The following is a 12,064-nucleotide window of genomic DNA, read 5'->3' as shown; positions in this document are numbered from 1 at the left end:
CCAGTAGATGGCGTCGAGGTGGTCTCCCGGCGGGACCGCCATCGAGCCGACCAGCTTGGTCAGGGTGTCGATCCGGAAGACCCGCCAGGGACCCCCTGGCCCTACCGCCCTCGGGCCTGCTCCAGGTTCGACCGGTGAGGGCCGGAGAGCCAGTCCGCATGCGGCCCCAGGCGCGCGTCGACCGGTTCCTCTCCTCGCCGGAGCGCGTCGATGTAGGCATGATCGGCGGCGAGGCGGGCCGCCACCTCGGGACCTTCGGCAACGGCGCCGTGGCCGGGGACCACGACATCGACGTGCCCGGCGGCCTCACCGAGCCGGTCGAGCGCGGCCTCGTGGGCTCCCACCTGATCGTCTTGGCGAAAGTCGAAGAGCGGGATCAGGACGTCGGAGAGCATGTCGCCGGCGAGCAGAACGCCACGGTCCGCGAGGAGGACCGCGGCGTGGCCGACAGCGTGCGCCTGATGCTCGATGATCTCGCCCGGCACCGGTCGGCCGTCCGCGGGCAGCGGGGTGACTAGTGCGACCAGGTCGAGAGGGATGCCGGACGCGCTCTCCGCCGCCATCGCCTGCGCCCGCTCTCGGGCTTGACTGGCAACGTGGGCGGCGGCGGGGGTGGCGTAGCGCGGCACGTCGCCGAACCGGGGATGCCAGAGCAGGTGGTCCCAGTGGGGATGGGTGGTGAACCCGGCGACCACCGGAATGCCGAGCCGGTCCACGTCATCGGCGAGTTGGTCCAACTCGGAGCCATCGATGCCGGGATCGATCAGGATCAACCCATCCTCCCCGCGCACCGCGATGGAATTGGTCCAGACCCACTCGCTCTGCCGGACCCAGACGCCGTCGGCCACCTGATTCAGCTTGCCCATCTCCACTCCAATCGGTTGGTTACGGTGTTGAGACTGCGATCCGCAGCCAAATTCATCGCTTTCAGCGCCCGCTGGGCGCGATGTTGTGGTTGAGGGTGAAAGACGTTGTCGCCCACGTTCAGGTCATCCGCTGATCGGCCGTCCGCAGGGCGAGTCAGCCCGGATCTTGCATCAAGGTGACCGCCCCGGCCCGGAGGTAGTCCCGAACGCCGCCTTCGGGTCATGGACGAGCTGATCGAGGAGGAGCTGATCCGCCTCTGCGGCCCGAAGGGCAAGCACGACCCGGAGCGAGGCGCGAAGCGCCACGGCGCCCGGCAGGCCAAGGTGGTGCTCGGGGGGCGCAAGGTCAAGGCCCGCCGACCCAGGGCCCGGACGACCGCGGGCGAGGCTCCGCACCTGGGAGCTGTTCGCATCCGAGGACCTGCTCAAGGAGCGGACCGTGGAGCGATGCTCGCCGTACTCTCGACCCGGCGCTACGAGACGGCGCTCGAGCCGACCGGCGAGCACGGCTCTTCGACCTCGCGCTCGGCCGTCTCGCGCCGCTTCGTCAGGGGCACCCGCGAGCGGCTCGGCGAGCTGATGAGCCGGCCCGGATCGACAGCTGCTGGGTGACGCCCTGCGCTCCCGTTGTCAGCGCCTGCCGAGGCCCTCGCGCATCTCCTCGTGACGCTCACGCGCCGCCAGCACCTCGGGCATCCGGCCCTCCAGGAAGTGGATGAGGCCCAGTAGCCGCTCGGCGACCTCGCGCCCCAGCGGGGTGAGCTCATAGTCGACCCGCGGCGGGTTCGTCGGCTGCGCCTCCCGTTGTACGAGACCGTCGCGCTCCAGGGCATGCAGGGTCTGGGACAGCATCTTCTCGCTCACCCCGTCGACCCGGCGGCGCAGCTCGTTGAAGCGGAACGTGCCTTCGTGCAGCGCTCCCATCGTGAGGCTGCCCCAACGGCCGGTGACGTGCTCCAGCGTGCCGCGCGACGGGCAGTTGCGGGAAAACACGTCAAAGGCGAGGTCATCGTCCGGACACGCTCTGCTGCTCTCTTCCTGGGTGTTGGTCTCGATGCTCTCCATACAACAACCATACGCGAGCACAGCGCTAACTGAGGGGTTGCGCTTTACAAAAGTTAGTGTTTCTCTGGGGCTCCAACGACGAGCACATCGCTTTCGAGGAGCCCCTACCGTGACCACCCCTGTTGTCTCGATCGCCTACCACTCCGGCTACGGCCACACCGCCGTCATCGCCGAGGCCGTCCGCGACGGAGCGGCCGCCGCCGGTGCCACCGTCCACCTGATCAAGGTCGGCGAGATCAGCGAGGCCCAGTGGGAGCTGCTCGACGGCTCCGACGCCATCGTCTTCGGGTCACCCACCTACATGGGGACCGCCTCGGGCGCGTTCCACAAGTTCGCCGAGGACTCGTCCAAGCGCTGGTTCACCGACGCCTGGAAGAACAAGCTGGCGGCCGGCTTCTCCAACTCCGGCTCCAAGAGCGGCGACAAGCTGCACACCCTGCAGTACTTCGCGACGCTTGCCGCTCAGCACGGCATGCACTGGGTGAACCTCGGACTGAAGCCCGGATGGAACTCCACGGAGGGCTCCGAGCACGACCTCAACCGCCTCGGCTTCTTCTTCGGCGCCGCTGCCCAGACGAACTCCGACGAGGGTCCGGAGGGCGTACACAAGGCCGACATCGCGACCGCGCAGCACCTCGGCGGCCGGGTGGCGGAGACCACTCGTACGTTCATCGCAGGCCGGGCGGCCGTCGGCGCCTGACGCCATACACGGCCGGACCTGCGGTTCATCAGGACCCTACGTACTGGCACCGTGCACATCTCCGTCGCCGACAAGCCGCACCACCTCAACGCAGACGCTGCGGTCGAGACCCTGTCCGGCAGCGCTGCCTGGGTTGCGACGGCTCACCACCCCACCGTCACCCGCTGCGGGAAGCGGACTTTCCCGCAGTACGGGGAAGAGGTGAGCACCATGACCATCCCCGCACCCTGATTGCGGCCGCTGTGGTGCTCACCGCCACGGCGGCCGCCGCCATATGTGCCCACCGCGCCCGTACGGCACGACGCCAGCTGGACCGGGAGCAGGCAGTCGCCCGGCCGCTCGATCACCTCGAGGATCATCGCCCAGCAAGATCGATGAGATGCGGATGTCAGCCGACCAGCCGCGGCCTCGGCCATGGCCAGGGGCACCTCGGCGAGGACTTCGAGCGCGTCGACTACCCGCCGTCCCGGACGGGCGCTGTTCCCGCGGATCTCCTCCAGCAGGGCTGTGATCGCGTCCATTGCTGCTGCTGGCATTGATCGAGGTGATCTGTTCCCGCAGGGCACGCAGCCAGCTGACCCCATTAGGTCACGCGCCACAACCCGGACCAGCCTCGCCGACGAGTGCGAAGATCCCCCACGGTCGGGTGCGCCTCGGAGAAGGACATTGCGCGCCTGGTGGCGGTCACCCTACGAGGTGACCGAGGATCGCAGCCACGCGTACTGGCGGGAGGTGGCCCCGGTATCCGGGTGTGGCGGTTGCCCTCTGGGGCCGCCGAGGATCGCAACGTAGCCTCAACGCCCGGGCGGGAGCGTCCGCTTATCGGGATGCCGCCTTGCCTCGTACGCCATAAGCCATGAACATGACTTGTCATGGCAATCGTTGCACTGGTGGGCACGCTGGACACCAAAGGAACGGAGTACGGCCGACTGCGGGATCACCTGCACCGGCACGGCATCGAGACCATCCTCATCGACACCGGCGTCATCGGAGAGCCACTGGTGCGCCCGGACATCACCCACTCCGACGTGGCTCGCGCCGCCGGGGACGACCTGCGTCACCTCCGGGAACAGGATCGCGGTGCAGCCGTCACGGCCATGGCGCGCGGCGCCACGAACATAGCCCTGGACCTGTATGCCGCAGGCCGCCTCCACGGCGTACTGGCCCTCGGAGGCAGCGGCGGGACCTCGATGGCAACCCAGGTGATGCGCGCCCTGCCGATCGGCGTGCCCAAACTGATGGTCTCCTCGATGGCTTCGGGCAATGTCTCCCCATACGTCGGCGCCTCGGACATCACCATGATGTACAGCGTCGTCGACATCGCCGGAGTCAACCGGATCTCGGCCCCGCTGCTCGCCAACGCCGCCGACGCCATGGCGGGAATGGCCGAGGGCTTCGCCCGCACCCCACGAGCGGTAGGGGCGGAGGAGCTCCTCGCCGCGGGCAGGCCGCTGGTGGCGGCGTCCATGGCGGGCGTGACCACTCCCGGCGTCGACGCGGCACGCGAGCGGCTGACACAACTCGGCTACGAGGTACTGGTGTTCCATGCCAGCGGCTCCGGTGGCCGGTCGCTGGAAGCGCTCACCGGAAAGGGCCTGTTCGCCGGGGTCCTCGACCTGACGCTGAGCGAACTTGCCGACGACCTGGTCGGGGGCATCCTGACGGCCGGACCGGACCGCCTGGAGGCCGCGGGCCGGGCCGGTGTTCCTCAGGTGGTGAGCCTGGGGGCGCTGGACATGGTGAAGTTCGGTCCGCTCGACACCCTCCCCGGCCAGTTCCGTGACCGGATGATCCGCGTCCACAATCCGTCGATCACCGTGGTCCGCACGACGGCGCAGGAGTGCGCCGAGCTGGGGCGCCGTATCACCGCGAAGCTGCGGACCGCGACCGGCCCCACTGCCGTCCTCGCTCCCCTGCGCGGGCTGTCGACTCTCGGCGTCTCGAGCGGCCCGTACCACGACCCCCGTGCGGACGCCGCCCTGGTCGCCGAACTCAGCGCGGGGCTGAGCGACTCCGACGTCGAGTTCCAGACATTCGACACGCACATCAACGACCCGGCCTTCGGGCGGGCGGCCGCCGAGCGGCTGCACCGGATGATCGACCAGCAGTCGGTGACGACCGCCGCGACGGCTTGAAAGCCTGCCGGGGCGGGCACGGCCGTGCCCGCCCCGGCAGGCTCCGGGACCTGAGGTTCACAGGTCATGTGTCCGGCCGGACATGCCGGGTTCCGCTGCCGCCCACTCGCGCTCCCACTGCGCGTACCTTCTGCGGTCCATCAGGTGGACGAAACCCATCCACGACACGTAGCAGGCTCCGCTCACCCCGACGCCGGTGACAATCGCCGTCAGCCAGCCCGCGAGAACCGCCTCCGAAGGGGTCGTCGGCGGCACCCTGGTCGCGGTGCCGTCGGGGCGCGCCCATATCTGGACCGCGGAGCCGACGGGGGTGCCCGCGTCGACCCTGACCCGCGCCGTGTGCACCACGCCGTCGCGCTGTTTCCACTGGACCTGTGCTGCCACGGGGTCGTCCCCCCGGGCCGCCGCCTTGTGCACGCCCGCGTCAGCGACCAGGTGCGCCTCGACCATGTACGAGCCGGCAGCGTCCTGGACCTTGTGCATCTCGGTCCGGTGGACGGCGAGCCCCACCCCGGTGGCCACCCCCGGCACGGCCCCGAGGGACAGCACCACCGCGAAGGCTCCGGCCCACCGTTGCACACGGTCCGACCTGCGGCGCAGAGGATTTCCGCGCGGTGCTCCGCGCTCCGGCTCCGAATGCGTGCCCCGCCCCCGGCCGGGCAGATGTGCAGTCATGGCCTGACCTCGCTCACTCGAAGGACCGAGCTGACGTCCGTTTCGCCCGGTGCCCACGGTGACTGATTTGTCCCACCTCCAGCATGGGCCCAGCGGGCCTCGTCCGACAGCCGGTCGGCCCCTCGGTCCGAGAAAGATTCACGGCAGGCGCCGGATGGGTGGACCCTGAAGACAGGACAACGCAGCGGCAACGTAGCGGCGGCCCACGGCGGCCGGATGCCGTCGAGGAGGCAGGCCATGACGACACGGACTCTGGAGTGGAAGGTCGGCCTGTACCTGTTCGAAGAGGACGGGACGACGAAGGCGCGGGTCGTGCTGGACACGGGCACCTCGACCCTTACGGGCCACGGGACCGCCCGATGCAGCGCCGAGGACCCGGACGTGCCCGAGATCGGCGACGAGCTCGCGGCAGGCAGGGCTTTGAAGGACCTCGCGGCACAGCTGACGCGGATCGCGGACCGCGACCTGGAGAGCGTGGGCGCCGGTGGCGGTGAGCGGCTCGCACCGCCGTACGCCTGGACGACGGCGCTTTGACTGGACACCCGCCCGGTACGGCACTGCATGACCCCTGGCCCTGGAGCGGCCCTGGTGATTCCATGGAATGGCCGGGAAGGACCCGAGGACGACGCGGAGGAGCGGCCCGCAGCCGTGCACCGCGCAATCAGGATCCGCGAGAAGCGGATAGAGCCCTTCCCGGCGCCATGCCCCGCGTTCGGAAAACCCGTCGCGGCGCAGAGCCGGCTCGGCCCTAGGGCCTGTCGTTCGGATCTTGCCGGGCTCGCGTGCCCTGGCACGCACGCTCGCTGATCCGGCCTGATCCAAACAACAGGCCCTAGATCACGTCGCGACGGGCTCCACCCGTGGGGGGCTACGTCGTGTGCAGGGTCAGACCGTACCGGCCCAGGATTTCGTTGATCGGCTGATACCAGGTCTCGCCTCCGCCACTGCAGTTGCCCCAGCCACCGGAGGTCACGCCCTGCGCCTGGTCGCCGCTGATGAAGGACCCGCCCGAGTCACCGGGCTCGGCGCAGACGCTGGTCTTCGTCATCTGATGGACCGCGCCCTGGCTGTAGTTGACGGTCTCGTTCTTGGCCAGGACATTGCCGCAGTGCCAGTGCGACGTGGAGCCCGAGCGGCAGATCGACGCGCCGACGGGAGCCTCGCGCGAGCCGCGGACCAGCTGGTCGGAGACGGTTCCCCAGCCGAGGACCACGGGGACGGTCCACCAGCCGCTGCCGACGTTGACCCAGGCGTAGTCGTTGTCGGGGAACGACGATCCCTGGAAGGCCCCGATGTAGGAGCCGTCCCAGCCCCTGACGCCCATGCCCGGCTGACCGCAGTGCCCGGCGGTGACGAAGCCGCCGTACACCGAGAAGCCGATGGAGCAGCGGACGTTGCCGGTGTAGTACGGGTCGCCACCCACGGTGCCGGCGGCGAAGGTCTTGGGGGCCTCGGTGGTCTCCTTGACCTGGACCGGGCCGGTTTGACGGGCGCGGGCGACGAACGTAACGACATCGTTGTCACCACGCTCGGAAGCGACGACGTTCACCACGACCCGGTTGGCCTTCGGGTCGACGTGCCAGCTGCTGACCCCGGCGGGCGCGTGGAGAGCGTCGATCTTCTTCTTGGCCGCGTCGAGCTGCTGCGCGCTGTGCGTCACCAGCCGGACCGCGGCACCCGTCGCGCGGACGGCTCCGGCCTTGTGGCCATCGGTGACGGCCACGGTCAGCTTTCCGCTCTTCGCGTCGAACCAGGATCCGCCGAAGGAGGATCCTGCGGCGCGCTGCGCGTTTGTTTCGACGGCGGCTGCCGTCTTCTCGGCCGCCAGCCGAGCCTGCACCTGGCTCTTCGTCAGACCCAGGTCCTTCTGCATGGCGGTGAGCAGACCGGCGGAGGCCGGGGGCTCGGGAGTGGGGGCGGGCGCCGCGGCGGCGGCCGGTGCGGACCCGGCGGTTACCCAGGCGCCCAGGAGGAGGAGGGCGGACAGTCCGGTACATATACCTGTCGTGCGTCTCAAGGCCTTGACCCTTCAGTTGTTCCAGCTTCGTGGGGGATGGAACAGCGAGCAGGCGAGAGCGCTCTCAGAGCGCGCCCCGGCGGACAGTAGCCGAAGGCAAGGGAGAGGTCCATACCAACGGGCCGAGGCAGCAGGGCAGTTGGCCGAATACCGCCCCGACTCCGGTCGGCGTTCCAGAGCCGCTTACAGAGGTTTGCGCAGCACGATGCTCGGGCGGTTCAGCTCACGGTCGTTGGCGCGGCGGAGCTCGGTGTATCCGAGGGAGGTCCAGAAGGAGCGCGCCTTCGGATTGTTCTCCAGGACGGCGAGGCGGGAGCCCGTACGGCCCGCCCGGCGGAAACGGTCTTCGACCAGCCCGGCCAGGCGTCGGCCGACTCCCGATCGCTGCCGACGCCGGTCGATCATCAGCAGCCCGATCCAGGGATCCTGGTCGTCCGGATCTGTCGGGTGATGATCCAACGTCACCGCGAGGCCCACCAGTTCGCCGCGCGACGGGGCGAGCAGAACCTGCGCCCCCTCGTGCACCAGCTCGTCGGCGAGCGCCTTTGCGACCTGCTCGATCCCGATGTCGTACGGGTCGGCGAAGTCGCCGCTCAGCGCGAAGAATTCCTCGTTGGACGCATAGAGTTCGGCGATCTCGGTGAGCAGCTCGCCCGAGATATCAGGAGCGCCGTGCTCGCCACGGGCAACCGCCAGCTCTTCGAGGATCATGCGCCGCACCCTATCGAGGGCCTCGGGCTGCCCGAACGCCGCTCGGTCCTTGCTGTAACAAAACGTGCGTCCTCGTGACGCACAGTGGTCGTCACGGAATGTGGACAGTGGTCAGGGCCGCCACGCACCCTGTTCTGGAACCACGCCCCGACACCGCCGCGCGCACCCGTCGCGCAAGTGTCAGACTCGAAGGACGGCGTTTCGCAGAGCTGCGCTCGGAGGCAGCCGTGTCCTTTCACCTTCTCCCACCGTCAGTAAGGCATGCGCCATGACCTGGGCATCGTGGACCACCACCGGAATCTACGCGGGACCCGGCGGCGTTCTCACCGAGGAAGTCGGGGTGATCAAAGGAGACGTGACCGTCCACACCACATGGTCGGACGGCCAGGCTCAGATCGCCGTTCAGTACAGCGGGGCCTCGGACTGGTTCACCATGTCGGGCAGCCCTGTGCCGTGCCCCTCCGAAGAGGCCAGCCGTACCCTCCACCAGGCCATCGTCGACGCCGTGCGCGATGGAACCGAAGTCCCCGTCACCGCCGCCCACGGAGCGGCTCCGCCGGCCTGAACGGCAGACACCTGGCTCCCTTGCCGTGGCCCTGTCACGATGACGGTCCGGGCAAGTTCCAGTCTCAGGACGGAGCCAGGCCATGCTCTTGGGGACGTGGAATCTCGAGAACCTCTACCTGCCGGGCGGACCCTTCGGCCCGAGCGACAAGGCCTCGTACGAGGCGAAGCTCGCCGCACTCGCCGCGACCGTCACCGCGCTCGACCCGGGTCTGCTGGGAGTCCAGGAGGTCGGTGACCCGCAGGCGCTGGCCGATCTCACCAGCGTGCTCGGCGGCACGTGGCACACGGCGCTGTCCGAGCACACGGACAGCCGGGGCATCCGGGTCGGATTCCTCAGCCGCCATCCGCTCACCGTCATCGCCGACACCGCCGCGTTTCCCGGGCAACTGCTTGCCGTCCAGAGTGACGACCACGCCGATCCGGCCGCCCGGATGGGCCGCGGCGCGCTGGCCGTACGCATCGAGCCGGACCAGGGGCCGGAGATCGTGGCTGCCGTCTGCCACCTGAAATCGAAACTGCTCAGCTACCCGGGCGGCCGATTCCAGCCACGCGACGAGGGTGAACGCGCCCGCTACGGCGCCTACGCCCTGTTCCGGCGCGCCGCCGAGGCGACCACGCTGCGCGCGCTGGCCGACACCCTGCTGGAGGGCCAGGGCAAGCGGCGCGCCGTGGTGGTCCTGGGCGATCTCAACGACGAGGTGGGCGCGGCCACGACGCAGATCCCACAGGGGCCGCCGGGTTCCGAGATCGGTACGCCCGGATTCGAGCGGCCGGACAAGGGCGACGCCCATCGGCTGTGGAACGTGGCACCGCTGATTCCGCAGGACCGGCGGTTCTCCCGCATCCACTCGGGACGGCCCGAACTGATAGACCACATACTCATCAGCCACCGGCTCCTGGACCGGGTGGAATCAGCAGGTACGGGGCTCAGCGGGACGGCCAACCCGCGGCCGCTGCCCTCTGTCGACGAATCCCCCGCCGAGCGCCGCGACGCGGCGGGCTCCGACCACGCGCCTGTCTGGATCCGGCTGCGGTCCTGAGCGCGGCCCCTGGCCGTCTTCACCCTCCACCCCCCAACACGCCCTAGGGGAAGGCCCTTACCGACCTGGGCAGGCTGACCCGATCGCTCACCGCGAGGACGCGACCACCGGCTCGGACCGGCGGAGGAGGCTGCCCGACGGCGCCGAGGTACTGATCAGCTGTCAGAAGAAGGGCGAGGCACACGCCGCGGCAGGCCCTCCCTCGCATTTCGTCGTGTTGACGATAAGGAGCTGCCCCTATATCGTCGATACGACGAAAAGGGGAGGTTGTCATGGCCGACATCATCAGGCGCTTCGGCTGGCGTCATCTTCGCTCCGCGCCCACCGCCCACGTCCGCCACCACCGGCGGGGCCGGCTCGTCCACGACGGACCCGGGCTGAGCTTCTGGTACCGCGCGCTGACGGCAGCGCTGTGCGAAGTGCCCGTCGACGACCGGGAACTGGCCATGGCCTTCCACGCCCGTACGTCCGACTTCCAGGACGTCACGGTGCAGGCGACGGTGACGTACCGGATCGGCGATCCGGCCACCGCGGCCGCCCGGCTGGACTTCTCCATCGACCCGGACACCGGCGTCTGGCGCAGCGCCCCGCTGGAGCAGATCTCCACCCTGCTCACCGAGACCGCCCAGCAGCACGCGCTCGATGTGCTGGCCCGTACCCCGCTGGCCGCAGCACTGGTCGACGGCGTCGCGTCCGTGCGCGGGCGCATCGCCGAAGGGCTGGCGGCTGAGCCGCGGCTGGAGGCCACCGGCATCGCGGTGGTCGCCGTGCGCGTCGTCGCTCTGCGTCCCGAGCCCGAGGTCGAGCGCGCACTGCGCACCCCGGCGCGGGAGCAGATCCAGCAGGAGGCCGACCGCGCGACGTACGAACGACGAGCCGTGGCGGTCGAGCGGGAGCGCACCATCGCGGAGAACGAGCTCGCCAGCAAGATCGAACTGGCCCGCCGCGAGGAGCAGTTGGTCGAGCAGCGCGGCACGAATGCCCGCCGCGAGGCCGAGGAGAGCGCGGCGGCCGACGGCGTACGGGCCGAGGCGGAGGCCGCCCGCACCGTACGGCTGGCCAAGGCCGAGGCCGAAGCGGCACGCGAGGTCGGCGAGGCACGGGCCCAGGCCCAGGCCGCCTGGCTGCGGGTGCACGCCGACGTCGACGTCGCCACGCTGCACGCCCTGACCGCCACCCGGCTCGCCGAGAACCTGCCCCGAATCGAAAGCCTCACCGTTACGCCCGACGTCCTGACCGGCCTGCTGGCCAGGCTCGGCCGCCCCGACGGGGACCGGGGATGAGCCTCGCGCCGCGGGCGGTGCTCGTGCATCGGACCACCGAGTACGAGGAGTTGCTCGCCCGCCACGGCACGCACGGCCAGGCAGGCTTCTTCCTCTCCTCGCGAGGCCGCGGCATCGAGGAGGTGGCCGAGCGCCACCACCGTGCGCGGCGCACCCTCGCCCAGGTGACGGCGGCGGTTCCGCTTCAGTGGCGGCAGGCACGGGTTGAGCGTATGGACCTCGACCGCTTTCTGTTCGCCCCCGAGGACGTGGTGGTCGTGGTCGGACAGGACGGGCTGGTCGCCAACGCGGCCAAATATCTGTCCGGCCAGCCCGTGATCGGGATCGACGCCGATCCGGGCCGCAACCCGGGCGTCCTGGTCCGCCACCGGGCGGGCGACGCGACCAAACTGCTCCCCGCCGCCGCGTCCCCGAGCTGCGCGACGGACGAGCTCACCATGGTGGAGGCAGTGGCCGACGACACCCAGCGTCTGCTGGCGCTCAACGAGATCTATCTCGGCGCGCGGGGCCATCAGACGGCGCGCTACCGCATCGGGAGCGACGACGAGGCGGCACCCCGAGAGGCGCAGGCATCCTCGGGTGTCCTGGTCGGCACCGGCACCGGCGCGACCGGGTGGCTGCGCTCGCTGTGGCAGGAGCGGGCCAGCGCGCTGACGCTCCCCGGTCCTGCCGATCCGCGGCTCATCTGGTTCGTACGCGAGGCGTGGCCCTCCCCCACCACCGGCACCTCGCTCGTGGAGGGAACACTGCATCGCGCCGAGCAGCTCAGGCTCGTCGTCGAGTCCGACCAACTGGTCGCGTTCGGTGACGGCATCGAGAGCGACGCGCTGGAACTGACCTGGGGTCAGACGGTACGGCTCGGTGTCGCGGACACGACGCTGCGTCTGCTGCTCTGACCGCGAGGCCGCTCAGCGCGGGATCCCGCGGCTCCCGCCGGGAAACAGGAGCCGCGGGACGTCCGGGCGGGGGACGGCTGAGGCGAGGAACGTCTCAGGCAAGGTCCTG

Annotated in this window: 14 protein-coding genes; 8 read left to right on the top strand and 6 right to left on the bottom strand. The window is 70.1% G+C overall.

Annotation, left to right across the window (positions count from 1 at the left end; genetic code table 11):
- Positions 1 to 101 precede the first annotated feature (101 nt).
- Entirely contained in the window at positions 102 to 866 is a 765-nt protein-coding gene (locus OG905_RS36615) for an MBL fold metallo-hydrolase (RefSeq protein ID WP_328682791.1), read from the bottom strand.
- A gap of 222 nt (positions 867 to 1,088) precedes the next feature.
- Here OG905_RS36615 and OG905_RS36610 point away from each other — a divergent pair, with 222 nt between their 5' ends.
- Complete coding sequence (locus OG905_RS36610) at positions 1,089 to 1,478, top strand: hypothetical protein (RefSeq protein ID WP_328681292.1); 390 nt, start codon at positions 1,089 to 1,091, stop codon at positions 1,476 to 1,478.
- Between the two features lie 18 nt (positions 1,479 to 1,496).
- Here OG905_RS36610 and OG905_RS36605 read toward each other — a convergent pair whose 3' ends face one another.
- The gene (locus OG905_RS36605; protein ID WP_328681289.1) at positions 1,497 to 1,931 is read right to left on the bottom strand and encodes a winged helix-turn-helix transcriptional regulator; all 435 of its coding nucleotides are present in this window, start codon (positions 1,929 to 1,931) and stop codon (positions 1,497 to 1,499) included.
- A gap of 109 nt (positions 1,932 to 2,040) precedes the next feature.
- On the opposite strand from OG905_RS36605, the gene OG905_RS36600 reads away from it, so the two are divergent.
- The gene (locus OG905_RS36600; protein ID WP_328681288.1) at positions 2,041 to 2,631 is read left to right on the top strand and encodes a flavodoxin family protein; all 591 of its coding nucleotides are present in this window, start codon (positions 2,041 to 2,043) and stop codon (positions 2,629 to 2,631) included.
- Between the two features lie 143 nt (positions 2,632 to 2,774).
- Here OG905_RS36600 and OG905_RS36595 read toward each other — a convergent pair whose 3' ends face one another.
- Positions 2,775 to 3,167, bottom strand: a complete 393-nt coding sequence (locus tag OG905_RS36595; RefSeq protein WP_328681286.1) for a hypothetical protein — start codon at positions 3,165 to 3,167, stop codon at positions 2,775 to 2,777.
- Between the two features lie 336 nt (positions 3,168 to 3,503).
- Here OG905_RS36595 and OG905_RS36590 point away from each other — a divergent pair, with 336 nt between their 5' ends.
- Positions 3,504 to 4,766, top strand: a complete 1,263-nt coding sequence (locus OG905_RS36590; RefSeq protein ID WP_328681284.1) for a Tm-1-like ATP-binding domain-containing protein — start codon at positions 3,504 to 3,506, stop codon at positions 4,764 to 4,766.
- Positions 4,767 to 4,823: 57 nt separating this feature from the next.
- Here OG905_RS36590 and OG905_RS36585 read toward each other — a convergent pair whose 3' ends face one another.
- Complete coding sequence (locus OG905_RS36585) at positions 4,824 to 5,441, bottom strand: Rv1733c family protein (protein ID WP_328681283.1); 618 nt, start codon at positions 5,439 to 5,441, stop codon at positions 4,824 to 4,826.
- A 237-nt stretch (positions 5,442 to 5,678) separates the two neighbouring features.
- Here OG905_RS36585 and OG905_RS36580 point away from each other — a divergent pair, with 237 nt between their 5' ends.
- Positions 5,679 to 5,975, top strand: a complete 297-nt coding sequence (locus OG905_RS36580; RefSeq protein ID WP_328681282.1) for a DUF1876 domain-containing protein — start codon at positions 5,679 to 5,681, stop codon at positions 5,973 to 5,975.
- 334 nt (positions 5,976 to 6,309) lie between these two features.
- On the opposite strand, the gene OG905_RS36575 is transcribed toward OG905_RS36580, so the two are convergent.
- Both OG905_RS36575 and OG905_RS36570 read right to left on the bottom strand, forming a co-directional pair.
- Positions 6,310 to 7,440 (bottom strand): S1 family peptidase, encoded by a 1,131-nt coding sequence (locus OG905_RS36575; protein ID WP_443044109.1) that lies wholly within the window; start codon positions 7,438 to 7,440, stop codon positions 6,310 to 6,312.
- A gap of 201 nt (positions 7,441 to 7,641) precedes the next feature.
- Positions 7,642 to 8,169, bottom strand: coding sequence for a GNAT family N-acetyltransferase (locus tag OG905_RS36570; RefSeq protein WP_328681278.1), 528 nt, complete (start codon positions 8,167 to 8,169; stop codon positions 7,642 to 7,644).
- Positions 8,170 to 8,437: 268 nt separating this feature from the next.
- Here OG905_RS36570 and OG905_RS36565 point away from each other — a divergent pair, with 268 nt between their 5' ends.
- From OG905_RS36565 to OG905_RS36550, 4 genes are all read left to right on the top strand, one after another.
- Positions 8,438 to 8,734, top strand: coding sequence for a hypothetical protein (locus OG905_RS36565; RefSeq protein WP_266485100.1), 297 nt, complete (start codon positions 8,438 to 8,440; stop codon positions 8,732 to 8,734).
- Positions 8,735 to 8,816: 82 nt separating this feature from the next.
- The gene (locus tag OG905_RS36560; RefSeq protein ID WP_328681274.1) at positions 8,817 to 9,776 is read left to right on the top strand and encodes an endonuclease/exonuclease/phosphatase family protein; all 960 of its coding nucleotides are present in this window, start codon (positions 8,817 to 8,819) and stop codon (positions 9,774 to 9,776) included.
- A 272-nt stretch (positions 9,777 to 10,048) separates the two neighbouring features.
- Complete coding sequence (locus tag OG905_RS36555; RefSeq protein ID WP_328681272.1) at positions 10,049 to 11,059, top strand: SPFH domain-containing protein; 1,011 nt, start codon at positions 10,049 to 10,051, stop codon at positions 11,057 to 11,059.
- Entirely contained in the window at positions 11,056 to 11,955 is a 900-nt protein-coding gene (locus OG905_RS36550) for a hypothetical protein (RefSeq protein WP_328681270.1), read from the top strand. Before OG905_RS36555 ends, OG905_RS36550 begins: the two co-directional genes overlap by 4 nt.
- The last annotated feature ends 109 nt before the right edge of the window (positions 11,956 to 12,064 follow it).

The sequence above is a fragment of the Streptomyces sp. NBC_00322 genome, assembly GCF_036147535.1.
GTDB lineage: Bacteria > Actinomycetota > Actinomycetes > Streptomycetales > Streptomycetaceae > Streptomyces.
The sequence above is the reverse complement of the archived record's forward strand: the minus strand, read 5'-3'. Positions and strand labels throughout refer to the sequence as shown.